Below are 21,165 nucleotides of genomic sequence, written 5' to 3'. Positions count from 1 at the left end.
GCACGCCTCGGTCAGGCGGGCCGGCGCAGGCTGCTGCGTGCCTCGTCCAGGCGCAGCGGCTGGTCGGGGATGGTGAAGGCAAAGGTGGTGCGGCCGCCGACACTCTCGACCAGCTCGAGCGAACCGCCATGGGCGCGCACCAGCTCGTGCGCGATCGCCAGCCCGAGCCCGGTGCCGCCGCTGCGGGCCGAGCCGCGGAAGGCGGCGAACAGGTTCTCGCGCGCCTTCTGCGGCAGGCCGCAGCCGGTGTCGTTGACGAGGATCCGGCTGACGCTGCCCTGCCGCTCGGCCGAAATCGTCAGGCGCTTGACGACCGCTTCGTCGGCCATGCCGGCCATCGCCTGGACGCTGTTGCGGCTGAGATTGGTGAGCACCCTGAAAAGCTGGTCGGCGTCGGCGTCGACCTCGAAGGCCACGTCGACGGCATTGACGAATTCGATGCCGCCTTCCGGCTCCAGGCCGAGCAGGCCGTGCATGTCCTCGATCAGCTGGCGCAGCCGCAGGCGCCGCCGCGCCGGCGGCGGTTCCTGGGCACGACCATAGGCGAGCACGTTCTCGGAATAGGAGACGGCCCGGTCGAGCGTGCGCACCAGCTTGGGCGCGAAGGCCTGCACCGAGGGGTCCTTGACCACGCGGAGGCGGTCGGACATCAGCTGGGCGGAGGCCAGGATGTTGCGCATGTCGTGATTGATCTTGGAAACGGCGAGGCCGAGATCGGCAAGATGCTTCTGCTCGGCGAGCACCTTCTGCAGACGCGTCTGCATCGCCGAAAGCTCCCGCTCGGCCACGCCGATCTCGTCGGCCCGGCGTTCCGGGACGATGACGCCCGAGGGGTCGTCGGGAGCCCGCGAGAAGCTCAGCATGGATTGCGTCATGGCCCGGATCGGCCCGATCATGATGCGGTCGATGGTGCCGTAGACCAGGGCCGCCGTGAACAGCGATATCAGCAGCGAGACGAAGACGATGTAGCGCGCATTGGCGCGCATGGCACGGAACAGCCGGTTGTCGGAGATGACGAGCTCGAACTCCTTGTTGCTGTCGCCGACCTTGCCGTAGACGCGCAGGACGCGGTCGCCGCCGAAGAGCAGCGTGTCCATGGCCGCGGGCATGGAGCGCAGCACGCCTGCAGCGGCGATGTCGATATGCTCGTCGACAGTGGGCGGCATCTCGGAGACGACGAGCAGGCGCGACACCCCGCCGTCGCGGACCGCGATGGCCTTGGCGCCGATGGCCATGAGCACGTCGTCCTGCGCCGCGCGCGACAGCGACGCCGGATCGCCCTGCACCAGGATCGTCGCCACCGCAGCGGCGGTCGCCAGCCTCTCCTCCAGCCAGCGCAGCCGGTAGGACGCGATCGAGGGCAGGAAGAACAGCACTTCGGCAAACAGCACGAAGACGATGGTCAGCAGCAGCAGCTTGGTCGATAGGCCGCGCGAAAGCGGGACCGAATGGTCCGGCTGCTTTCCGGCGTCCTGGCCGATGTCGGCTGCACTTGTCATATAAAGCTTCGCTGCATGTCCCCGCCGGGGGACCCGGCCGTCTCAGCGACGCAGGCGCCGCCCGAACAGAATCGGCCCGGCCTTGCCGTCGCCATTCGCCAATAGATAGGCCATCGCAGCGTTCTTGCAAATTCCGCCAAAGGAAGGAAACACAGAAGCGTGGGCGGCGATCTGCTGCAGGGAGAGACCCGCCGACAGGGCAAGCGCCCATGTGTCCATGAGTTCCGCCGCCCCCGTTCCGGCCAGACCTGCGCCCAAGAGGCGGTGGCTGTCGTCGAGCAACAGCTTCAGGTGCCCTTCGCCGCAGCGCTCGGCCAGGGCGCGCTCGCCATCGGCGAAAGGCGCGCGCAGGATGCGGAAGGCAATACTCCGGCGGCGGGCCTCGGCCTCCGTCAGGCCGACCTCGGCTATCCCGGGGTCGGTGCCGAGCGAGCGCGGCACCTTCCAGCCCTGCTCGCTCGCACGTTTGCGCTCGACCAGTTGGCTCACCGCGACCTCGGCATGATGGCGCGCCAGCGCGACATTGCCGCATTCGCCGATGCAATCGCCGATGGCGAAGACGCGCGGATTGGCCGTCACCAGCCGGTCGTCGACGCTGATGCCGTTGTCGTCCTCGACGATCCCCGCCTCGGCGAGCCCGAGCCCGGCAAGCTCCGGCCGGCGTCCGGCGGCGAGCAGGACATGGGAGGCATCGTAGGTCTCGACGCCAGCCGGCCATTTGATCTGGACGCGCACATGGCCCCTGCCGGTGCGGTCCATGCCCATCACCTTCGCATTCTCGCGGACGACGACGCCCTCGCGGCGCAGGCGGCGCAGCACCACGGCCGCAAGCTCCGGGTCCCATCGCGGCAAGGCGGCGCCGAACTCGACGACGGTGACGTTCGACCCCAGCCGGCGGAAGGCCTGCGCGGCCTCGATGCCGCTGTCGCCGCCGCCGAGGATCACCAGGTGCCGCGGCCGGCGCTCGAGCGCAAAGACGGTCTCCGGCGTCAGATAGTCCACGCCGTCGAGGCCGGGCGCGGCAGGCACGACCGGCCGCGAGCCGGTAGCTATGATGAAGCCGCGGGCGGCGATCTCGCTGTCGCCGGCGATCACCGTGCCGGTATCGGAAAAGCGCGCCTCGGCGGGCAAGACCTGGATGCCCAGCGCCCGCAGCCGTTCGGGCGAGCAGCTCGCCGACGCGGCCGCCACTGCGGCGGCGACATGGCGCCGGACCGCCGCGAAGTCGATTTCGGGCTCGCGCGCGGCGACGCCGAAGGGAGCCCCGTCGCGCATGGCCTGCGCCTTGGCCGCGGCCGCCGCCAGCGCGCGCATGGAAACCGAACCGCCGTGGAGCGAGAGACCGCCGGTGCGGGCCCGCTCGACCAGCACGACGCGCGCGCCGAGCGCCGCCGCCGTGGTGGCCGCATGAATGCCTGCCGGTCCACCGCCGATCACGCACAAATCGGGCACAAGCCTGCCCATTCGCTTCCACTGCCCCGCCGAATGCCCTAGAGGATGCTACGACGGAGCGGGGGCAGGTGACAACCACCGGTGGAGCCCCGCATGGGCGGATTGACTTCGCGACACCTAATCCATATAAGCCCGCACACGCTCGGGACCCGCTTCCGTCGCGGTTTTTGATCGCGTCGAAGCAAGCCGAGCCAAGCTCCTGTTACAAAGTGACAGACACAAGAAGGGCCGCACCCCGCGGTATTAAAACAAATGAAGCGTACCTATCAGCCGTCCAAACTCGTCCGCAAGCGTCGTCACGGTTTCCGTGCCCGCATGGCCACCAAGGGTGGTCGCGGCGTCGTCGCTGCTCGCCGCAACCGCGGCCGCAAGCGGCTCTCCGCCTAAGCCATAGGCGGGAACCTTGCCCGCTGACGGCAAGCCTGAGGGGTCCGCTCCGCACGGTCGCGGCCCCAAACGGCTTCTTAAAAGAAAAGAATTCCTGGCCGTCCGCCGCGGTGAAAAGCGGCGCGGGCGGTTTTTTCTCGTTGAGATGATGGATCGAGGCGACCAGGCGGAGCCGCGCGTCGGCTTCACCGTCACCAAGAAGGTCGGCAACGCCGTGGTGCGAAACCGGGTCCGCCGGCGCCTACGCGAGGCCGTCCGCACTCATGCCGCAGGTGACATGGCCGCCGGCAGAGACTATGTGATCGTCGGGCGCGAAGACGTGCTCACCGCCCCTTTCGGCCAGCTCACGGCCGAACTCTCTCGGCGCATTCGCGGAACGCGATAAGGGCTTTCGATGGAAAACAACCGTAACTTCTTCATCACCATCGCCTTGTCGGTGCTGATCCTGACGCTGTGGCAGGTGTTCTACATGAACCCGCGCATCGAAGCGCAGCGCGAAACCGCGCGCATCGAGGCCGAACGGGTCGCGCAGGACCAGAAGGCCGCGCAGCCGGCAAGCCCCGGCAGCAGCGCGCAGGCGCCGCAGGCAGGCGTTCCGGGCGCCCCGTCCGCGACGGGTACCGCACCCGTCGACCGCGCCCAGGCCGTGGCGGCCTCGAGCCGCGTCGCCATCGACACGCCGAGCCTCAAGGGCTCGATCAACCTGACCGGCGGGCGCCTCGACGACCTGAGCCTCAAGGACTACACGGTCACCGTCGAGCCGAACTCGCCGATCATCGAACTGCTCAACCCGCAGGCCCAGCCGAACGGCTTCTACAGCGAGATCGGCTTCGTCGGCAGCGACGCGACCGGAACGGTGCCCGGCCCCGACACGGTCTGGACGGCGGAAGCCAACCAGACGCTGACGCCCGCGACGCCGGTGACGCTGACCTACGTCAACGACAAGGGCCTGACCTTCAAGCGCACCATCTCGGTCGACCAGGACTACATGTTCACCGTCTCAGACACGGTGACGAACGCCGGCGGCACCCCGGTCTCGCTGTCCAACTACGGCCGCGTGACGCGCTTCGACAAGCCGACGCACCCGAGTATCTACGTCCTCCACGAGGGCCTGATCGGCGTGACCGGCGAGGAAGGCCTGCAGGAGTTCAAGTACACGGCGATCGAGAAGGACAAGCAATCGCTGCCCGGCAAGTCGACCGACGGCTGGCTCGGCATCACCGACAAATACTGGGCGGTGGCGCTGGTGCCCTCGGGCAAGCAGCCGTTCCAGCCGCGCTTCTCCTATTTCGACGACGGCCGTCCGCGCTACCAGTCGGACTATCTGACCGACCCGGTCACCGTGGCCCCCGGCCAGTCGGCGACGGTCGAGACGCTGGTCTTCGCCGGCGCCAAGGAAGTGGCCAAGCTCAACGCCTATGAAGACGGCCGCCAGATCAGGCAGTTCAACCTGCTGATCGACTGGGGCTGGTTCTACTTCATCACCAAGCCGATGTTCTGGCTGATCGACACGCTGTACAAGTTCCTCGGCAACTTCGGCCTGGCCATCCTCGCCACCACCGTCATCGTCAAGGGCATCTTCTTCCCGCTCGCCAACAAGTCGTACAAGTCGATGGCGAACATGAAGATGGTGCAGCCCAAGATGCTCGAGATCCGCGAGAAATACGCGGACGACAAGATGAAGCAGCAGCAGGCGATGATGGAGCTGTACAAGACCGAGAAGATCAACCCGCTGGCGGGCTGCTGGCCGGTGCTGATCCAGATCCCGGTGTTCTTCGCGCTCTACAAGGTGCTGTACGTCACCATCGAAATGCGGCACGCGCCGTTCTTCGGCTGGATCCACGACCTCGCGGCTCCGGATCCGACGTCGCTGTTCAACCTGTTCGGGCTGCTGCCCTGGGGCGTTCCGGCCTTCCTGATGATCGGTGTGTGGCCGCTCATCATGGGCGTGACCATGTTCCTGCAGATGCGCATGAACCCGACGCCGCCGGATCCGACCCAGGCTGCGATCTTCACCTGGATGCCGGTCATCTTCACCTTCATGATGGCGGGCTTCCCTGCCGGCCTGGTTCTGTACTGGGCGTGGAACAACTTCCTGTCGATCGTCCAGCAGGGCGTGATTATGAAGCGCCAGGGCGCAAAGATCGAACTCTGGGACAACCTGGTCGCCTTGTTCAAGAAGAAGCCGTCGCCGGCCGAATAGGCCGGCGCCGTCCAGGCAAATCAAAGGGCTCCGGTTCGCCGGGGCCCTTTTTTCATGGGCGGCCTCGCCCGCCGAAACTCTCTCGGCAGGCACGCCGTAACTTCGGGATGCCCCGTACATGCCGGCTTATGCGGGGTGGCGGAGCTGGTCGCCCCCCGACCGGCAAGGAACCGTCTCGGCGAGGCCGGGGTCTCGCATGTCCCTTGCGGGACCCCGGTTTTGCGCGCGGAAACGGGCAAAGTAGCTGCCCGCGAAATCCGCCGCGCCGGGGGAGTGTCTCCAAGATGATCGGGTAAGGAAGTTCCGAACAGGCGATGTCGGTATCGCGGCGGATCGCGCTATATTGCTATCCGCAGTCACGTGGAAACATCGCCATGCAAGGCCCCAATCCCTCGATCAAGCATCCCATGCCGATGCACAAGCGCGTCGGTTTCCTCAAGCCCCTGGTCGACGCCGAGAACATCGAGATCGGCGACTTCACCTACTACGACGATCCGGAAGGGCCGGACCTGTTCCAGCACAAATGCGTGCTGCATCACTACCCCTTCATCGGCGACAAGCTGATCATCGGCAAGTTCTGCGCCATCGCCGAGGGCGCGCGCTTCATCATGAACGGCGCCAACCATGCGATGTCGGGTTTCTCGACCTACCCGTTCAACATCTTCGGCCATGGCTGGGAGGAAGGTTTCGACGCCGCCACCTGGCAGCGCGAGGTGCGCGGCGACACGGTCATCGGCAACGACGTGTGGATCGGCATGGAAGCGGTGATCCTGCCGGGCGTCCATATCGGCGACGGCGCCATCATCGCTGCGAAATCGGTTGTCAGCCGCCACGTGCCGCCCTATGCGATCGTAGCCGGCAATCCATCGACCGTGGTCAAGAAGCGCTTCGACGACAGGACCATCGAGAAGCTGCTGGCAATCGCCTGGTGGAACTGGCCGGTGGACAAGATCGGCCGCAACCTCGACGCCATTCGCGGCTCGGACATCTCATTGCTGGAGGCAGCGGCTTGAACGAACAGACCTTGACGAGGCCCCCGGTGGATACCGAGACCTTCACCCGGCCGTGGATCTTCATCCGCGGCGTGCCGGCCATGAAATTCCTGCCGCCGGAAGGGCCGCCCGAGATCGCCTTCGCCGGACGCTCCAACGTCGGCAAGTCGTCGCTGATCAACGCACTGGTCCGCCAGGGCGGACTGGCGCGCACCTCGAACACGCCGGGGCGCACCCAGGAGCTCAACTATTTCGTGCCGGACGGCTATTCGGGCGAGGCCGGCGACCTGCCGCCCATGGCGCTGGTCGACATGCCCGGCTACGGCTATGCCAAGGCGCCAAAGGAGCAGGTCGACGCCTGGACCAAGCTGGTGTTCGACTATCTGCGCGGCCGGGTGACGCTCAAGCGCGTCTATGTGCTGATCGATTCCCGCCACGGCATCAAGAAGAACGACGAGGAGGTGCTGTCCCTGCTCGACAAGGCCGCCATCTCCTACCAGATCGTCCTGACCAAGACCGACAAGATCAAGGCCGCGGGCGTGCCCCGGCTGATCGAGGAGACCCTGCAGAAGATCAAGAAGCGGCCGGCGGCCTTCCCCGTCGTGCTCGCCACCTCGTCGGAAAAGGACGAAGGCATGGACGAGCTGCGCACGGCGATCGCGCTGGTTGTCAACGGCGGCTGAGCGGCCTCACTCGGCCGGCACCATCCATCCCATGGCCGCGCCGCCGTCGTCGGCGACGATGGCGATGCGGCCGACGCCCGGCACCTCGAACGGCGCGCGCATGACCCTGCCGCCGTTCTTGACCAGCAGCGCGAGCCGCGCGTCGAGGTCGTCGACGGAGATGTAGGCGAACCAGTTCTCCGGCACGCCGTCCATGCCCTTGCCCTTCGGCATCTGGAAGATGCCAGCCACCGGCTTTCCGCCGGACATGCAGACGTGGTAGCTCTCGCCGTCCATCGGCATGTCCTCGTAGGTCCAGCCGAGGGTGGCCGTGTAGAAGCGCTTGGCTCTCGGCGCATCCCAGGTCAACAGCTCGTTCCAGTGAAATTCGCCGTGCGGGGTCATCGCTCGATCCTCCCTGGCGTTGCTCGCCAAGCATAATCCCGGCGGCCGGAAAGCGTCATCAAAATCGTCAGCCACGGCCGAACGCCCCGCGCGGCAGGAGCCGGGCGGGGCGCTGATCGTCGTGCGGGCCAAGGGAGCGGCGCCGCCGCCTCGCCCGGGGCGCACCTACATCTTCGGCAGCAGCACCTTGTCGATGACGTGGATGACGCCGTTCGACTGCTCGACGTCGGCGATGGTGACGTTGGCGACATTGCCGTTCTCGTCGGTCACGGTGACCTTGCCGCCGTCGGACTTCAGCGTCAGCTCGCAGCCGCCGGCGGTCTTGACCATGTGGGCGCCGCCGTCATCCATGGCCATCTTGGCGACGTCCGCCGCCATGGCCTTGGCGCCGATGACGTGGCAGGTCAGCACCTTGGTCAATTGATCCTTGTTCTCCGGCTTGAGCAGGGTCTCGACCGTGCCCTTGGGCAGCGCGGCGAAGGCTTCGTTGGTGGGCGCGAACACGGTGAAGGGGCCCTTGCCCTGCAGGGTCTCGACCAGGCCAGCGGCCTTCACCGCGGCAACGAGGGTGGTGTGGTCCTTCGAGTTGACGGCGTTCTCGACGATGTTCTTGTCGGCGAACATGGCGGCCCCGCCAACCATCGGATTCGCGGCATAGGCGATCGTGGCCAGGGCGGTGAAGGCGCCGGCGAGCACGGCGAGAGTGGTCTTGCGCATAGCGTAACTCCTTGGTTGTTTCCGTGTCGGAAAGACAGAAGAAGCTACGCGCCCGAGAGCCGCCCAGTTTCACCAAAAAGTGAATTTTCTATAATAAAATCAGTAATTTGCATGCCGCAAACGGGAAGTAACGAGTGGCGCGCGGAGATAGTTTCAGCCTGAGCCGGGGCATGCAAGGATGCCAAAGGCAATTGCCCCCCCTCGCCCGGCGGGGAGGGCCGAGCGAAGCGGAGGCCGAGTGAGCGGGGTGACCGCGCTCAGATTTCGCGGAGATCGCCGGCGGCGACGACGGGGCCGGTCGGCAGGCCGGTCGGCGAGCCGCCCGCGGGCTCGAGGCTGACGGCGAGCACGGCACCCGCTGCGAGCTTGTCGCGCATGTTTTCCTTGACCGGCATCTTCATGGTGGCGCCGACCGGAATGACGCCCATCGAGACCGGCGGCGCATTGGCCTCGATCATCCACAGTTCGAAATCCTTGCCGGCATCGCGGTTCCCGGCCACGTGCGACAGCCCGATCTCGCCGGCGGTCGCGTCGTACATGATCATGTACTTGACCTCGCTGCCCTCGGCGGCAAGCGAGGCGACCATCATCTCGTGCGGCACCGGCGGATTGACCAGCGGCACCGCGACATAGATCGCCAGCGCGGCCACTGCGGCGGCGGCGAAGCCGCGCCACACCGCGAGGCTGGACCACAGGCCCGCCGGCCGTTCGGCGGGTGCCCGGGCGGCGGACGAGAACAGGCGCCGGTCGATGCCGGCCTTGACCGAAACGGGCGCCTCGATCTCCGGATAGCCGGCCGCCAGCGGCGACAGCCTCACCTCCCACTGGTCGACGAGCCGCGCGAAGGCGGCCTCGCCCTCGATGCGCCGGCCCGCCTGCCGCCTGTCTTCGGCGGCAAGCACGCCGAGAACGTATTCAGCGGCCAGGATGTCGTCGCCCCCTTCCCGTTCCGGTCCGTTGTCTTCCGCCAGTGTCATCTTTCGAGGCATTCCCTGAGTTTCATCAGGCTGCGGCGCAGCCAGGTACGCATGGTGTTGAGCGGCACGCCATGGCGTTCCGCGAGTTCGGCATAGCTCTCACCCTTGAGATAGGCGCCCCGAACGGCGGCCGCCCGGTCCTTCTCCAGTTCCTCGAGGCAGCCATGGATGCGCTCGGCCTCACCGCCGGCCACCGCCGCCGCCTCGGGCCCGGGAGCGGGATCGGCGACCTCGAACGCCTCGTCGATGGCAACCGTCGCCTGGCGCCTTGCGCGGATGCGGTCGATCGCATGGTTGCGCGCGATCGCAACGAGCCACGATATCGGACTGAGGTCGGAGACCGCGAACCTGTCGGCCTTCGTCCAGATCTTGACGAAGACCTCCTGCAGCGCTTCCTCGGCTTCTGCCCTGTCGTTCAAAACACGCAGGCACACGCCGAAAAGTTTCGCGTTCGTCTGCCGGTAGAGCAGGTCGAAGGCGTTGCGGTCCTTCATCGAGGTCCGCACGATCAGCTTGGTGATGTCCTGCGGCGTCATTCCCGCAAAGTTACGTTGCGGCACATGAATTGCAACCGCTGTTTCCGCGGGCGCGCGCTGCAACCGGAGCGTGGAGCGCGGTGCTGCTCCGCGGGCATCGAACCATTTGCCCCCTGCCCGGTTTCCGGCTAATACCGCGCGAAATCTCTCCACTATCCGGGACCATGCCGATGACGACCAACGTCGCCGCCAACGCCGAAATGCAGGCGGCCCTGCTTTCAGCCGCCCTGCCCTACATGCAGCGCTACGAGAACAAGACGGTGGTCGTGAAGTATGGCGGCCATGCCATGGGCGACGTGGCGCTCGGCCGCGCCTTCGCCCGCGACATCGCCTTACTCAAGCAGTCGGGCGTCAACCCCATCGTCGTGCATGGCGGCGGCCCGCAGATCGGCGCGATGCTCAACAAGATGGGTATCGAATCGAAGTTCGAGGGCGGCCTGCGCGTCACCGACCAGAAGACGGTCGAGATCGTCGAGATGGTGCTCGCGGGCTCGATCAACAAGGAGATCGTCGCGCTCATCAACGCCGAGGGCGAATGGGCGATCGGCCTGTGCGGCAAGGACGGCAACATGGTCTTCGCCGAGAAGGCCAAGAAGACCATGGTCGACCCCGATTCGAACATCGAGAGGGTGCTCGACCTCGGCTTCGTCGGCGAGCCGGTCGAGGTCGACCGCACGCTGCTCGACCTCTTGGCGCGCTCCGAGATGATCCCGGTGCTGGCGCCGGTGGCGCCCGGCCGCGACGGCCACACCTACAACATCAACGCCGACACCTTCGCCGGCGCCATCGCCGGCGCGGTCAGGGCCTCGCGGCTTTTGTTCCTCACCGACGTGCCGGGCGTGCTCGACAAGGACAAGAAGCTGATCGACGAGCTGACGGTGGCCGACGCGAAGGCGCTGATCAAGGACGGCACGATCTCGGGCGGCATGATCCCCAAGGTCGAGACCTGCATCGAGGCGATCGAGCGCGGCGTCGAAGGCGTGGTCATCCTCAACGGCAAGACGCCGCATTCGGTGCTGCTGGAGCTGTTCACCGAGCACGGCGCGGGAACGCTGATCGTTCCGTAAGGCGGAGAGGAAGCGGATGCCCGTCGTTTTTCGTCACAAGGGCTTTCGCTTCTACTTCTTCTCGAACGAAGGCGATCCGCGCGAGCCGATGCACGTTCATGTCGGCAAGGACGGCGTCGACGCCAAGTTTTGGCTCTGGCCGGATGTCGTGGTAGCGTACAATGACGGCTTCGGCGCGCGCACCTTGCGCGAACTGGCCGAAATGGTCACCCATCGGCGGCGTGAGATCGCGAATGCCTGGAACGAGTTCTTTGGTGAAGGCAACTAAGGTCTGGTTCGACGAAGACAGCATGTGGCTCGACCTGTCGGATGGACGGACATTGAGCGTTCCGCTGGCCTGGTTTCCCCGACTGCTTCAGGCGACGCCCGCGCAGCGGCAGGCAGTGAGCATCAGCACGCGCGGACTGCATTGGGACGACCTCGACGAGGACATTTCCGTCGAGGGCCTATTGGCCGGCCGCGGCGACCAGTCCCGGCCGCCGTCCAAAACCCAGGCCGCCTGATCCCGCCCTATCCTGCCAGATGCCCGAGCGGTACGTGGCGCTGTTGAGCGCGGGTCTGCACGGAGCGCAAGCGCTACCGGCTGGTCTATCCCGACCCTTGATCGTCGATCCTATGGCCGGAGGTGTCCGAGCGGCACGTGGCCCGGCCCCTTGATGTTCTGCAGCACGAGTTGGGTATGGACGTCGCGGACGCCCGACAGGCGCATCAGGCGGTGCATGACGAAGGCGTTGAGGTCGTCGACGCTCGGCACCATGACGTGGAGCAGGAAGTCGTATTCGCCGGTCATGGTCCAGCAGGACGACACCTCGTCCATGCGCTGGACCGCGGCGATGAATTTTTCCGGCGACTCGTCGCTGTGGCTGACCAGCCGGACCTGCACGAAGACCTCGACCATCAGCCCGACGGCGCGCCGGCCGATGCGCGCCGAAAAGCCCTTGATGACGCCCGCCTCCTGCAGCGCCTCGAAGCGGCGGGCGCAGGGCGTGTTGGACAGGCCGATCTCCTGGGCCAGCTCCGAGATAGGCTTGCGGCCGTCGCGCTGCAGGATGTCGAGCATCCTGATCTCGAATTCGTCGAACTGAGGCATTTTTCCTCCCGATGCATGTTTTCCGAGTGATCATACCTCAAACGAGCGCACATTGAACGCAGGAAGGTGAATTTCACTCTGGCCGGCCGGCTATGCTTCCAGCATCGAAGACCGTGTCTGGGGAGGAAAACAGGCCATGGGAATCAGCGTCCAGGACTATGCGCGCGAATGCGCCGAACAGGGACTGCGCGGCGACTATTCGCAGTGCCGCTCCGACTTCACCGTCGAACAGAAATACGACTACAGCACAGCCGAGCAGGAGGTGTGGCGCACGCTCTGCGACCGCCAGACCAAGCTGACCCAGCGGCTGGCGCACAAATCCTACCTCGACGGCATGGCCGCCCTCGGCCTGGTCGAGAAGATCCCCGACTTCCATGAGGTCAGCGAGAAGCTGCATCGGCTGAGCGGCTGGGAGATCGTTGCGGTGCCCGGCCTGATCCCGGCGCAGCCGTTCTTCGACCACCTCGCCAACCGCCGCTTCCCGGTGACCAACTGGCTGCGCCGGCGCGAGGAGCTCGACTACATCGTCGAACCCGACATGTTCCACGACTTCTTCGGCCACGTGCCGGTGCTGAGCCAGCCGGCCTTCGGCGACTTCATGCAATTGTACGGCGAGAAGGCCGGCGACTACATCGCGCTCGGCGGCGACGAGATGGTCACGCGGCTCTACTGGTACACGGTGGAATACGGGCTGATGCAGGAGCCCGGCCAGCCGAAGAAGGCGTTCGGCGCCGGCCTGATGTCGTCCTTCACCGAACTGCAGTTCGCGGTCGAGAGCCCAGACGCCCACCACGTGCCCTTCGACGTCGAGACCGTGATGCGGACGACCTACGAGATCGACAAGTTCCAGCGCGCCTATTTCGTGCTGCCGTCGTTCGACGTGCTCAGGGACAGCTTCCAGACGGCCGACATCGCCGGCATCATCAAGCGCTGGAAGGACGCGCCGCCGCTCGATCCGGCAATGATCTGAGGATCTTTCGGCCCCTGCCCGCGTGGCCGGTCAGCCGGCGGCGAGCAGCACCAGGATACCGCCCACGATCAGCGCGCAGCCGGCGACCTCCAGCCGGTTGATCCGCTCGCGGAAGAAGAACACCGTCGAGGCGAAGGTGAACAGCATCTCGATCTGGGCGAGCGACTTGACGATCGCCGCCTGCTGCAGCGTCATTGCCATGAACCAGCCGAACGATGCCGAGGCGCCGACCAGGCCGGTGAACAGCGACGGGCGCCAGGCCCTGGCGATGCGGCCGAGTTCGTCGCGCTCGCGCCAGACGATCCAGGCAAACATCACCAGCGTCTGGAAGACGATCACGACGGCGAGCGTGACGGCTGCCTGCATCATGAAGTTCGGCCCGCCCAGCGCAAGCGAGGCGGCGCGGTAAGCCACGGCCGAAATGCCGAAGCAGGTGCCGGAGACGAGGCCGACCAGCGCGTTGCGGCTCAGCACCGAGGTCACCAGCGTGCGAGCATTGAAGGCGGTGTGGGCGACCGAGATCAGCATCACGCCGAAGACGCTGATGGCGATCGCCGCGATGGCGCCCGGCGTCGCGCGTTCGCCGAGGAACAGGAGCCCGAAGAGCGCGGCCTGCGCCGGCTCGGTGCGCGAATAGGCGGTGCCTACGGCAAAGTTGCGGAACGAGAACAGGTGGATGAGCAGGAAGGTCGCGGCGATCTGGCTGATGCCGCCGACGACCGTCCAGGCGAAGAAGACGGCGTTGAGCCGCGGCAGATCGTAGCCGACCGCCAGCTTGAGCACGGCGACGAAGGCGAGCGCGAAGGGAAAGCCGAAGCCGAAGCGGACGAAGGTGGCCCCCGTCGTCCCCATCACCCCCTTGAGGTGCTTCTGCACCACTGACCTGAGGTTCTGCAGGAAGGCGGCAGCGATGGTGATGGGTATCCAGAGTTCCATGGAGATGTCCGGCAAGACGGCAGAAAACGTCCGCTCCCTCTAGAAGCGGCAAGGGCCGCGCGCAACCGCACGCGGCCCCAAAACCTTGTGCCAGTGCCGGATCAGGCCGCTTCCGGAATGCCGGTGTCGAGCAGGGCGAGGTTGCGACCGCGGTTCTTGGCCTCGTAGAGCCACTTGTCGGCAGTCCGCATCAGTTCCGACACATTGGCGTCGGTGGCGCAGTTGGTTCCGCCGATGCTGACCGTCAGCGGCACCACCCGGCCCTCCTCCGGCTTGAAGCGCAGCAGTTCGACTTCGGCGCGGATACGTTCGGCCACGAGCTTCGCCTCGTCCTGCGAGGCGCCCACCAGGAACGCGGCGAACTCCTCGCCGCCGATGCGGCCGAGCACGTCGCCGCTGCGCACCGCGCCGCGGATCGCGCCGGCGATCATCAGCAGCGCCTGGTCGCCGGTCAGGTGGCCGAAATTGTCGTTGATGCGCTTGAAATGATCGGCGTCGATGATGAGCAGCGCGCCGCGGTCGCTCCGGCGCCGGGACCCGTCGAGGGCCGCAAAGAAGTTCTCGCGGTTGAGCATGCCGGTCATCTCGTCGCGGCTGGCCTTTTCCGACAGGCGCTTGTGGGCGGCGGCGAGCTGGCCGTGCGCCACGGTCAGTTCCTCGTGCGCCAGCCTCAGCTTCTCACGCTGCCAGAAGTTATGGAACGCGAACGGAAAGCCGATCAGCAAAGGACACAGGATCGGCAAGATGTATGCGGCCTTGTCGATCGTTCCGCCCAGCAGCGTAATGACCGACAGGACGATCACCATTGTAGCTGCCATGCACAGCAGCGTGACGAAAACGGATTTCCAGAAGATACGCTTCACTTTCCACTCCCTGCTGGCCGTTGAGATGCCAGCATGACCTGAAGGTGATCTTTCCACGGTAGTTAAAATTTGATCTACCCCAAGGAATTTCGTGGGTGGCACATGCGAAAATATTTCCTGCCACCTGGGCCCGCCCCCTGCATCCGCGCTTACAAAGTCCAAGATCCGTGCGATAAGGACTGCATGACTGAGCTTCCCGATCCCGCCCGCTTCGACCACGTCACCGACTGGGTCTTCGACCTCGACAACACGCTCTATCCGCACCACTCGAACCTGTTCGCGCAGATCGACGTGAAGATGACGGCCTATGTGTCGGAGTTGCTGACGCTGTCGCGCGAGGACGCGCGCAAGCTGCAGAAGCAGCTCTACCTCGAATACGGCACGACGCTGAACGGCCTGATGCAGCGCCACGGCATCGATCCGGACGCCTTCCTCGAGCACGTGCACGACATCGACTATTCCTGGCTGGTACCCGACCCGGTGCTGGGCGCGGCGATCCGCCAGCTGCCCGGCCGCAAGTTCATCTTCACCAACGGCAACCGCGGCCACGCCGAGCGCACGGCGCGGCAGCTGGGCATCCTCGACCATTTCGACGACATCTTCGACATCGTGGCGGCAGGGTTGACCCCCAAGCCGGCGCGCCAGACCTACGAGAAGTTCGCCGCCCTGCACAACGTCACCGGCCCCAACGCCGTGATGTTCGAGGACCTGGCGCGCAACCTCGCCGTGCCCAAGTCGCTCGGCATGACGACGGTGCTGATCGTGCCGCGCAACTTCGAGCCCACATTCTCGGAGATCTGGGAACGCGACCCGCAGAACGAGGACGACGTCGACTTCGTCACCGACGATCTCGCCACGTTCCTGACGACCATCGTCGAGGCCAATACGAAGTGAGGCGCTTTACCTCGGTCGAGGCGCGGATCGATGCTGCGGCACATGCCGTGCTCGACCGCCTGCCGGCCGGCGGTCTCTCGGGCGCGCTGATCGAGTTCCTGGTATTCGGCCTCAAGCAGGCCTGGGCCTGCCTGTTCGGCGGCGCCATGCTGGCGCTCATCCTCGCTACCCGGCTGTGGTGGCCCGAGGAGGCGGGGCTCGCGCGCTACGACTTCCTGTTCCTGGCCGCACTCGGCATCCAGGCGGCGATGCTGGCCTTCAGGCTGGAAAAGCCGTCAGAGGCCAAGGTCATCCTGATCTTCCACCTCGTCGGCACCGCGATGGAGATCTTCAAGACCTCGGCCGGCTCCTGGGCCTATCCGGAGGAGAGCTTGTTCCGCATCGGCGGAGTGCCGCTGTTCTCCGGCTTCATGTACGCCGCCGTCGGCTCCTACCTCGCCCGCATCAGCCGCATCTTCGACATACGCTATACGCGCTATCCGCTGCGCTGGGCGACGCTGCTCTTGTGCGTGGCGATCTACGTCAACTTCTTCGCCCACCACTTCACGGTCGACATCCGCTACGGCCTGTTCGCCGCCACCGCGCTCATCTACCTCAGGACGGTGGTGCACTACCGCGTCTTCCGCGGCCGCCACCGCATGCCGCTGCTGCTCGGCTTCCTGCTCGTCGCCCTGTTCATCTGGTTCGCCGAGAACATCGGCACCTGGTCGCGCGCCTGGATCTATCCCGTCCAGCACGAGGGCTGGACGCCGGTCTCCATCCAGAAGCTCGGCGCCTGGTACCTCCTGATGATCATCTCCTTCGTGCTGGTGACGCTGGTGCACCGCCCCCAGGCGCTGGGGGAGAAGACCACGCCCCGCTCAAAGGCCGTAGAAGCGGCTGATGATGTCCCAGGCCTCGTCGGCGGTGTCGACGTAGTCGATGATGTCCTGGTCGCCGGGGGTGATCGTGCCCTGGTCCGCCAGGAAGTCGAGGTCGAACGCACGCTGCCAGAATGACTTGCCGAACAGGATGACCGGCACGCGCTCCATGCGGCCGGTCTGGATCAGTGTCAGCGTCTCGAACAGCTCGTCCATGGTGCCGAAGCCGCCGGGGAAGACCGCAACCGCCTTGGCGCGCATGACGAAATGCATCTTGCGGATGGCGAAATAGTGGAAGTTGAAGCAGAGCTCGGGCGTGACGTAGGGGTTCGGCGCCTGCTCGTGCGGGAGCACGATGTTGAGGCCGATGGAGGGCGCGCCGACGTCGTCGGCACCGCGGTTGCCCGCCTCCATGACGCCGGGCCCGCCGCCGGTCACCACGACGAACTCGCGATAGTAGGACGCGGCCGAATGCTGCGAGCAGATGCGCGCGAACTTGCGCGCCTCGTCGTAGTAGCGGCTGTTGGCCTCGAGATGCTTGCGCTGGGTCTCGTTCTTGGCCGCCCAGGCCTCGCCGCCCGGCTCGGGGATGCGGGCGCCGCCGAACAGGATGACGGTCGAGCGGATGCCGCGCTCCGCGAGAATCATCTCGGGCTTGAGCAGTTCGAGCTGCAGCCGCACGGGGCGCAGCTCGCGCTGGGTCATGAAGTCCTCGTCGTTCCAGGCGAGCCTGTAGGTCGACGCGCGGGTCTGCGGCGTGTCGGGCACGCTCTTGGCCCGTTCAAGGTCCTCGTCGGAGTGGGGCAGCGGCGTCCAGCCAGCCTTTTCCATAGGATTCATTCTTTGCTCAGTCCCAATATACCGTTGACCGCGACATTCCGCGGCGTCACCGCGATTGACCCCCAGATAAGCCTGAAATAGGGTCCGCCGCGACTTACTGCCAGCTTAGAAGCCTTAACCTTAACGGCCCGTAACGGAGATGTTCATGTCGAAGCCCGACCTCGCCAGCCTCGAGAAGACGATCGACAAGGCGTTCGAGGAACGCGACGGCATTTCGACCTCCACGCGCGGCGAAGTCCGCGAGGCCATCGAGAGCGCGCTCGACCTGCTCGACAAAGGCGTTTCGCGCGTCGCAGAGCGCCAGGAAAACGGCAAGTGGCACGTCAACCAGTGGCTCAAGAAGGCCGTCCTGCTCTCCTTCCGCCTTAACCCGATGGAGCTGATCCCGGGCGCGCCCGGCGGCGCGTCGTGGTGGGACAAGGTGCCGTCCAAGTTCGACGGCTGGGGCTCGGTCGACTTCGAGAAGGCCGGCTTCCGCGCCGTGCCGTCGGCGATCGTGCGCCGCTCGGCCTTCGTCGCGCCGGGCGCGGTGCTGATGCCGTCCTTCGTCAATGTCGGCGCCTATGTCGACACCGGCACCATGGTCGACACCTGGGCCTCGGTCGGCTCCTGCGCCCAGATCGGCAAGAACGTGCACCTGTCCGGCGGCGTCGGCATCGGCGGCGTGTTGGAGCCGATGCAGGCCGGCCCGACCATCATCGAGGACAATTGCTTCATCGGCGCGCGCTCGGAAGTCGTCGAGGGCTGCATCGTGCGCGAGGGCTCGGTGCTCGGCATGGGCGTGTTCATCGGCCAGTCGACCAAAATCGTCGACCGCGCCACCGGCGAGGTGTTCTACGGCGAAGTGCCGGCCAACTCGGTCGTCGTCGCCGGCTCGCTGCCGGGCAAGCCGCTGCCGAACGGCGAGCCTGGCCCGAGCCTCTATTGCGCCGTCATCGTCAAGCGCGTCGACGCCAAGACCCGTTCTAAGACCTCGATCAACGAGCTGCTGCGCGATTGATCTTTCGCTGAAACCGAAGCAACTTCGACCGGCGCACAGGACATGTGCGCCGGTTAGCTTCGGAGGGGTGAAATGGACTGGAAGTATCTTCTGACCAGCTTCGACGGACGCATCAATCGCGCCAAGTTCTGGGCGGGCATCGGCGTGCTGATCGCCGTCAGCATCGTCGCCAGCTTGCTTGACATGGTGCTCGGCCTGCGCGTCGGCGAGGCCGGCTACGGCCTCATCGGCATCATCGTTGCCATCGCCTCGATCTATTTTGCGCTGGCCATTTACGCCAAGCGCTGGCATGACCGCGGCAAGTCGGGCTGGTGGAGCCTGATCGCAATCGTTCCCGTCATCGGTGCCATCTGGATCCTGGTCGAGCTCGGGATCCTCGAGGGCGACCGGGGCGCAAACCAATACGGACCGGATCCGCTTGCCTAACAAACTCGATTATTTCTGGCTGTTCTTCCGCTTCTCCGGCCGCATCAGCCGGGCGGCCTACGTGCTCGGCTTCCTGTTCATGCTGATGGTGGTGTCGTTCCCGCTCTACCAGTTCATGCGCGTGCACCCGGAAAGCTCGGCGGCACAGCTCTGGTCGCTGCTGTTCGGCCTGACCTTCTTCGCCTTCGTGTGGGCGCATGTCGCCTTCAGCGTCAAGCGCCTGCACGATTTCGACAAGCCCGGGCTGCTCGCGATCACGCTGTTCATCCCGATCGTCTCGCTCATCACCTTCGTGGTGCTCTGCTTCTACCCGGGCACGCCCGGACCGAACCAGTTCGGCAGCCAGACCAACGCGCCACGTTAGTCAGACCGGGTCCGGCGCGATGTCCTACAGAGCACTCGACCCGGAGAAGATCGCAGCCACGGCACAGTCGCCCGGGCGCCGCACCGGCGACCGCTTCGTGTGGAGGCGACGCTCAACACGCTGATCCTCGGCGGGGTCGGCCGGACCTCACGCACCGCGATACGCGGGCATGCTCCAGCGCCTCAGGCCGACTTTCTGACCTCGCTTGAAGCGACCGTCCGGTTGCGCCCCCCGGCTTTGGCCTCCAGCAAGGCGGCATCGGCACGCGTGACAAGTGTTTCGACCGAGCCGCCCGCCGGAGAAGCCGCCACCCCGACGGAAACGGAGACCGCGCCAAGAATCTGGCCGGCGTGGGAAAGTGCGACGCCGCCGATCTTTTCCCGCAACATGTCGGCGAGTGCCATGCCCTCCGCCTCGCCGAAGGATGGCAGAAGTGCCGTGAATTCCTCCCCGCCGAAGCGGAAAGCATCGCCAGACGACTCACAGGCTTCGCGCAGGGACTGCCCGACGAATTGCATGACGAGGTCGCCGGCATCGTGGCCAAACTGGTCGTTGAAGCGCTTGAAATGGTCGATGTCGATCATCAGGCACGCGAGCGGCTCGTCCCTGTGGTCCCGGGCGTACCGCTGCAGCATCTCGTCAAGGAATCGACGGTTGAACAGACCGGTGAGCGGATCGCTGACGGCAAGCGCGGTCAGCTTTTCCTGCAGTTGCAGATTGGCGATGGCGAGGCCGACATTCTCGGCGATCAGTTCGAGATAGAGTCGGGGCCCTGCAGGCTCAAGCGCGCCAGCTTCGCGCTCCTCGAGGTAGAGAAGTCCAATCATGTCGCCCTGGGCCGTCAGGGGAACACAGAGCGTCGCCACACCAGGCCGGGTCACATGCTGGCACGGAACATCCGCGCCGTTGACGCCGCTGTGGTGCGAGCGACCGCGACGCAGGCCCCAGCATGCGGTGGCCGGAAATTCCGCTGCCGAATGTTCCGGATCGTACCAAAGGCCGACGCGCGCCAGCGATGTCCTGCCTTCGTTGAGAACATAGAGACCACCGGCAAGGTCGGGGAAGATCTGTGGCGCGAAGCGCACGACTACATCCGTCAATTCCACCTGGTCGCGGCATGCCTGCACGCGGTGCATCATCTGGAGGATGAGGTCCTTCATATGCTGGTCGGCAAGTCGCTCGGCATCGAGCTTTTCGCGCTCGATCAGGTTTGTACGGAAGCCCTCGATAGCCTCGCTCATCTCGCCGATCTCGTCGGCCCGGCGGTTGACCGGAACCTCGACGCTGTAGTCCTGCTTGGCCAGCCGGCTGACGATGCCGGTCATGTGCCGCAGTGGCATCGCTACCCTTCGGCTGAGCACGAAATAAAGCACTGCCACGAACAGGGCCCCCGTGGTCGCCAGCATGATTTTGGCGACAAGGTTCCACCAATTGCTGCGGTCGCGAGCCGCGTCGAGCGCGGCGGTTGTGCGCGCAGCGGTCAGGTCGCGAAAATGGGCGACTGTCTGAAGCAGGGCCTTCTGGACCCTTTCGTGCTCGGCGCCGAAGAGGGACTCCTGCGCGGCCGCCTTGCTTCCATTCTGATACGCCTCGATCGCCACCGCTTCGAGCTTGTCCAGCTCCTCCGCCTGACCATTGATAGCCTGCAGTGCCGCGGCTTCGGCCGGTGCGGGATCGCGTGCAGCCAGCTCCGCGCCAACAACCTCCAGCCGCCGTTCCGCAACCTCCTCCGCGCGGAATGCCTGAAGATGGCGCTCCTCGCCACGCATCACGTAAAGCCTCGCCTCGTCGCTGCGGGCTTCCGCGCCAAGGGCGAGTTCTTCGCCCAGTGTGTCGAGCTTAAGATGTTCTTCAGCCGCGGCGCGCTCCTGAAGGGCGCTGTTGGACGACAAGATGAACGAAATGCCTGATAGCGCCGTCAAGACGACCGTGATGCCGTAGGCCCAATGGGTGATCGTGGCGATTCTCATGCCCCTACAGTGGCAGGAGCTGCTTGCAGGAGACTTAAAATCGCCGATGTCGTCG

General features: G+C 65.8%; 24 protein-coding genes and 1 pseudogene. 14 read left to right on the top strand and 11 right to left on the bottom strand.

What is annotated here, in order from left to right; all coding sequences use genetic code 11:
• Window positions 1–11 precede the first annotated feature (11 nt).
• The gene (locus AmiPiv_RS04900) at window positions 12–1,499 is read right to left on the bottom strand and encodes a sensor histidine kinase (protein WP_340036204.1); all 1,488 of its coding nucleotides are present in this window, start codon (window positions 1,497–1,499) and stop codon (window positions 12–14) included.
• A gap of 42 nt (window positions 1,500–1,541) precedes the next feature.
• On the bottom strand, window positions 1,542–2,963 hold the full coding sequence (locus AmiPiv_RS04895; protein WP_340036203.1) for an FAD-dependent oxidoreductase: 1,422 nt from the start codon (window positions 2,961–2,963) through the stop codon (window positions 1,542–1,544).
• A 240-nt stretch (window positions 2,964–3,203) separates the two neighbouring features.
• On the opposite strand from AmiPiv_RS04895, the gene rpmH reads away from it, so the two are divergent.
• The 5 genes from rpmH to yihA all read left to right on the top strand — a co-directional run bounded on the left by rpmH (window position 3,204) and on the right by yihA (window position 7,216).
• Entirely contained in the window at window positions 3,204–3,338 is a 135-nt protein-coding gene (gene rpmH, locus AmiPiv_RS04890) for a 50S ribosomal protein L34 (RefSeq protein ID WP_008833937.1), read from the top strand.
• Between the two features lie 16 nt (window positions 3,339–3,354).
• A complete protein-coding gene (rnpA, locus tag AmiPiv_RS04885) occupies window positions 3,355–3,723 on the top strand; it encodes a ribonuclease P protein component (RefSeq protein ID WP_340036172.1) in 369 nt (122 codons plus the stop codon).
• Between the two features lie 9 nt (window positions 3,724–3,732).
• Window positions 3,733–5,541 carry a membrane protein insertase YidC gene (gene yidC, locus AmiPiv_RS04880; RefSeq protein WP_340036171.1) on the top strand — a complete coding sequence of 603 codons (1,809 nt, stop codon included), beginning with the start codon at window positions 3,733–3,735 and terminating at the stop codon, window positions 5,539–5,541.
• A 374-nt stretch (window positions 5,542–5,915) separates the two neighbouring features.
• The gene (locus tag AmiPiv_RS04875) at window positions 5,916–6,554 is read left to right on the top strand and encodes a CatB-related O-acetyltransferase (RefSeq protein ID WP_340036170.1); all 639 of its coding nucleotides are present in this window, start codon (window positions 5,916–5,918) and stop codon (window positions 6,552–6,554) included.
• Window positions 6,551–7,216 (top strand): ribosome biogenesis GTP-binding protein YihA/YsxC, encoded by a 666-nt coding sequence (gene yihA / locus AmiPiv_RS04870; RefSeq protein ID WP_340036169.1) that lies wholly within the window; start codon window positions 6,551–6,553, stop codon window positions 7,214–7,216. Before AmiPiv_RS04875 ends, yihA begins: the two co-directional genes overlap by 4 nt.
• Window positions 7,217–7,222: 6 nt before the next feature.
• On the opposite strand, the gene AmiPiv_RS04865 is transcribed toward yihA, so the two are convergent.
• From AmiPiv_RS04865 to AmiPiv_RS04850, 4 genes are all read right to left on the bottom strand, one after another.
• Window positions 7,223–7,600 carry a VOC family protein gene (locus tag AmiPiv_RS04865; protein WP_340036168.1) on the bottom strand — a complete coding sequence of 126 codons (378 nt, stop codon included), beginning with the start codon at window positions 7,598–7,600 and terminating at the stop codon, window positions 7,223–7,225.
• A 165-nt stretch (window positions 7,601–7,765) separates the two neighbouring features.
• Entirely contained in the window at window positions 7,766–8,317 is a 552-nt protein-coding gene (locus tag AmiPiv_RS04860; protein ID WP_340036167.1) for a fasciclin domain-containing protein, read from the bottom strand.
• A gap of 257 nt (window positions 8,318–8,574) precedes the next feature.
• Window positions 8,575–9,294, bottom strand: a complete 720-nt coding sequence (locus tag AmiPiv_RS04855; protein WP_340036166.1) for an anti-sigma factor — start codon at window positions 9,292–9,294, stop codon at window positions 8,575–8,577.
• Window positions 9,291–9,830 carry a sigma-70 family RNA polymerase sigma factor gene (locus AmiPiv_RS04850; RefSeq protein ID WP_340036165.1) on the bottom strand — a complete coding sequence of 180 codons (540 nt, stop codon included), beginning with the start codon at window positions 9,828–9,830 and terminating at the stop codon, window positions 9,291–9,293. The genes AmiPiv_RS04855 and AmiPiv_RS04850 overlap by 4 nt, the downstream gene beginning before the upstream one ends.
• A 164-nt stretch (window positions 9,831–9,994) precedes the next feature.
• On the opposite strand from AmiPiv_RS04850, the gene argB reads away from it, so the two are divergent.
• Genes argB through AmiPiv_RS04835 form a run of 3 tightly spaced genes read left to right on the top strand, consistent with a single transcriptional unit; the run spans window position 9,995 to window position 11,400 of the window.
• The gene (gene argB / locus AmiPiv_RS04845; protein WP_340036164.1) at window positions 9,995–10,897 is read left to right on the top strand and encodes an acetylglutamate kinase; all 903 of its coding nucleotides are present in this window, start codon (window positions 9,995–9,997) and stop codon (window positions 10,895–10,897) included.
• 16 nt (window positions 10,898–10,913) lie between these two features.
• The gene (locus AmiPiv_RS04840) at window positions 10,914–11,165 is read left to right on the top strand and encodes a DUF4160 domain-containing protein (protein ID WP_340036163.1); all 252 of its coding nucleotides are present in this window, start codon (window positions 10,914–10,916) and stop codon (window positions 11,163–11,165) included.
• 22 nt (window positions 11,166–11,187) lie between these two features.
• Window positions 11,188–11,400 carry a DUF2442 domain-containing protein gene (locus tag AmiPiv_RS04835; protein ID WP_340036162.1) on the top strand — a complete coding sequence of 71 codons (213 nt, stop codon included), beginning with the start codon at window positions 11,188–11,190 and terminating at the stop codon, window positions 11,398–11,400.
• Between the two features lie 110 nt (window positions 11,401–11,510).
• On the opposite strand, the gene AmiPiv_RS04830 is transcribed toward AmiPiv_RS04835, so the two are convergent.
• Entirely contained in the window at window positions 11,511–11,987 is a 477-nt protein-coding gene (locus AmiPiv_RS04830; protein WP_340036161.1) for an Lrp/AsnC family transcriptional regulator, read from the bottom strand.
• A 136-nt stretch (window positions 11,988–12,123) separates the two neighbouring features.
• Between AmiPiv_RS04830 and phhA the strand changes: the two genes are divergently transcribed.
• On the top strand, window positions 12,124–12,957 hold the full coding sequence (gene phhA / locus AmiPiv_RS04825; RefSeq protein WP_340036160.1) for a phenylalanine 4-monooxygenase: 834 nt from the start codon (window positions 12,124–12,126) through the stop codon (window positions 12,955–12,957).
• Window positions 12,958–12,987: 30 nt separating this feature from the next.
• Here the strand turns inward: phhA and AmiPiv_RS04820 are convergent, their stop codons facing one another.
• Both AmiPiv_RS04820 and AmiPiv_RS04815 read right to left on the bottom strand, forming a co-directional pair.
• The gene (locus AmiPiv_RS04820; RefSeq protein WP_340036159.1) at window positions 12,988–13,893 is read right to left on the bottom strand and encodes a DMT family transporter; all 906 of its coding nucleotides are present in this window, start codon (window positions 13,891–13,893) and stop codon (window positions 12,988–12,990) included.
• A gap of 101 nt (window positions 13,894–13,994) precedes the next feature.
• Window positions 13,995–14,756 (bottom strand): GGDEF domain-containing protein, encoded by a 762-nt coding sequence (locus AmiPiv_RS04815; RefSeq protein ID WP_445206897.1) that lies wholly within the window; start codon window positions 14,754–14,756, stop codon window positions 13,995–13,997.
• Window positions 14,757–14,939: 183 nt separating this feature from the next.
• Here AmiPiv_RS04815 and AmiPiv_RS04810 point away from each other — a divergent pair, with 183 nt between their 5' ends.
• Both AmiPiv_RS04810 and AmiPiv_RS04805 read left to right on the top strand, forming a co-directional pair.
• Window positions 14,940–15,650 carry a pyrimidine 5'-nucleotidase gene (locus AmiPiv_RS04810; RefSeq protein ID WP_340036158.1) on the top strand — a complete coding sequence of 237 codons (711 nt, stop codon included), beginning with the start codon at window positions 14,940–14,942 and terminating at the stop codon, window positions 15,648–15,650.
• A pseudogene (locus AmiPiv_RS04805) lies at window positions 15,647–16,483 on the top strand (DUF817 domain-containing protein); the annotation flags it as partial. The gene AmiPiv_RS04810 and the pseudogene AmiPiv_RS04805, both read left to right, overlap by 4 nt.
• Window positions 16,484–16,510: 27 nt before the next feature.
• Here AmiPiv_RS04805 and AmiPiv_RS04800 read toward each other — a convergent pair.
• Window positions 16,511–17,350 (bottom strand): LOG family protein, encoded by an 840-nt coding sequence (locus AmiPiv_RS04800; RefSeq protein ID WP_340036157.1) that lies wholly within the window; start codon window positions 17,348–17,350, stop codon window positions 16,511–16,513.
• A gap of 145 nt (window positions 17,351–17,495) precedes the next feature.
• On the opposite strand from AmiPiv_RS04800, the gene dapD reads away from it, so the two are divergent.
• The 3 genes from dapD (at window position 17,496) to AmiPiv_RS04785 (ending at window position 19,140) form a co-directional block, all read left to right on the top strand.
• Window positions 17,496–18,350 (top strand): 2,3,4,5-tetrahydropyridine-2,6-dicarboxylate N-succinyltransferase, encoded by an 855-nt coding sequence (gene dapD, locus AmiPiv_RS04795; protein WP_340036156.1) that lies wholly within the window; start codon window positions 17,496–17,498, stop codon window positions 18,348–18,350.
• Window positions 18,351–18,422: 72 nt separating this feature from the next.
• On the top strand, window positions 18,423–18,776 hold the full coding sequence (locus AmiPiv_RS04790) for a DUF805 domain-containing protein (RefSeq protein WP_340036155.1): 354 nt from the start codon (window positions 18,423–18,425) through the stop codon (window positions 18,774–18,776).
• On the top strand, window positions 18,769–19,140 hold the full coding sequence (locus AmiPiv_RS04785) for a DUF805 domain-containing protein (RefSeq protein WP_340036154.1): 372 nt from the start codon (window positions 18,769–18,771) through the stop codon (window positions 19,138–19,140). Before AmiPiv_RS04790 ends, AmiPiv_RS04785 begins: the two co-directional genes overlap by 8 nt.
• 182 nt (window positions 19,141–19,322) lie before the next feature.
• Here the strand turns inward: AmiPiv_RS04785 and AmiPiv_RS04780 are convergent, their stop codons facing one another.
• Window positions 19,323–21,110 carry a diguanylate cyclase gene (locus AmiPiv_RS04780; RefSeq protein ID WP_340036153.1) on the bottom strand — a complete coding sequence of 596 codons (1,788 nt, stop codon included), beginning with the start codon at window positions 21,108–21,110 and terminating at the stop codon, window positions 19,323–19,325.
• Window positions 21,111–21,165: the final 55 nt, after the last annotated feature.

Origin of the sequence: Aminobacter sp. Piv2-1 (assembly GCF_037625995.1) — a bacterium.
GTDB lineage: Bacteria > Pseudomonadota > Alphaproteobacteria > Rhizobiales > Rhizobiaceae > Aminobacter.
This window is presented reverse-complemented; position numbering and strand designations above follow the sequence as displayed.

Excerpts from the sequence above, each read along its gene's own strand:
- AmiPiv_RS04900 (WP_340036204.1), bottom strand. The coding sequence starts at position 1,499 with ATGACAAGTGCAGCCGACATCGGCCAGGACGCCGGAAAGCAGCCGGAC.
- AmiPiv_RS04820 (WP_340036159.1), bottom strand. The coding sequence starts at position 13,893 with ATGGAACTCTGGATACCCATCACCATCGCTGCCGCCTTCCTGCAGAAC.
- argB (WP_340036164.1), top strand. The coding sequence starts at position 9,995 with ATGCCGATGACGACCAACGTCGCCGCCAACGCCGAAATGCAGGCGGCC.
- AmiPiv_RS04780 (WP_340036153.1), bottom strand. The coding sequence starts at position 21,110 with ATGAGAATCGCCACGATCACCCATTGGGCCTACGGCATCACGGTCGTC.
- AmiPiv_RS04830 (WP_340036161.1), bottom strand. The coding sequence starts at position 11,987 with ATGCCTCAGTTCGACGAATTCGAGATCAGGATGCTCGACATCCTGCAG.
- AmiPiv_RS04865 (WP_340036168.1), bottom strand. The coding sequence starts at position 7,600 with ATGACCCCGCACGGCGAATTTCACTGGAACGAGCTGTTGACCTGGGAT.
- AmiPiv_RS04810 (WP_340036158.1), top strand. The coding sequence starts at position 14,940 with ATGACTGAGCTTCCCGATCCCGCCCGCTTCGACCACGTCACCGACTGG.
- phhA (WP_340036160.1), top strand. The coding sequence starts at position 12,124 with ATGGGAATCAGCGTCCAGGACTATGCGCGCGAATGCGCCGAACAGGGA.
- AmiPiv_RS04790 (WP_340036155.1), top strand. The coding sequence starts at position 18,423 with ATGGACTGGAAGTATCTTCTGACCAGCTTCGACGGACGCATCAATCGC.
- AmiPiv_RS04850 (WP_340036165.1), bottom strand. The coding sequence starts at position 9,830 with ATGACGCCGCAGGACATCACCAAGCTGATCGTGCGGACCTCGATGAAG.
- AmiPiv_RS04875 (WP_340036170.1), top strand. The coding sequence starts at position 5,916 with ATGCAAGGCCCCAATCCCTCGATCAAGCATCCCATGCCGATGCACAAG.
- rpmH (WP_008833937.1), top strand. The coding sequence starts at position 3,204 with ATGAAGCGTACCTATCAGCCGTCCAAACTCGTCCGCAAGCGTCGTCAC.
- AmiPiv_RS04840 (WP_340036163.1), top strand. The coding sequence starts at position 10,914 with ATGCCCGTCGTTTTTCGTCACAAGGGCTTTCGCTTCTACTTCTTCTCG.
- AmiPiv_RS04895 (WP_340036203.1), bottom strand. The coding sequence starts at position 2,963 with ATGGGCAGGCTTGTGCCCGATTTGTGCGTGATCGGCGGTGGACCGGCA.
- AmiPiv_RS04855 (WP_340036166.1), bottom strand. The coding sequence starts at position 9,294 with ATGACACTGGCGGAAGACAACGGACCGGAACGGGAAGGGGGCGACGAC.
- dapD (WP_340036156.1), top strand. The coding sequence starts at position 17,496 with ATGTCGAAGCCCGACCTCGCCAGCCTCGAGAAGACGATCGACAAGGCG.
- AmiPiv_RS04835 (WP_340036162.1), top strand. The coding sequence starts at position 11,188 with ATGTGGCTCGACCTGTCGGATGGACGGACATTGAGCGTTCCGCTGGCC.
- yidC (WP_340036171.1), top strand. The coding sequence starts at position 3,733 with ATGGAAAACAACCGTAACTTCTTCATCACCATCGCCTTGTCGGTGCTG.
- AmiPiv_RS04860 (WP_340036167.1), bottom strand. The coding sequence starts at position 8,317 with ATGCGCAAGACCACTCTCGCCGTGCTCGCCGGCGCCTTCACCGCCCTG.
- AmiPiv_RS04800 (WP_340036157.1), bottom strand. The coding sequence starts at position 17,350 with ATGAATCCTATGGAAAAGGCTGGCTGGACGCCGCTGCCCCACTCCGAC.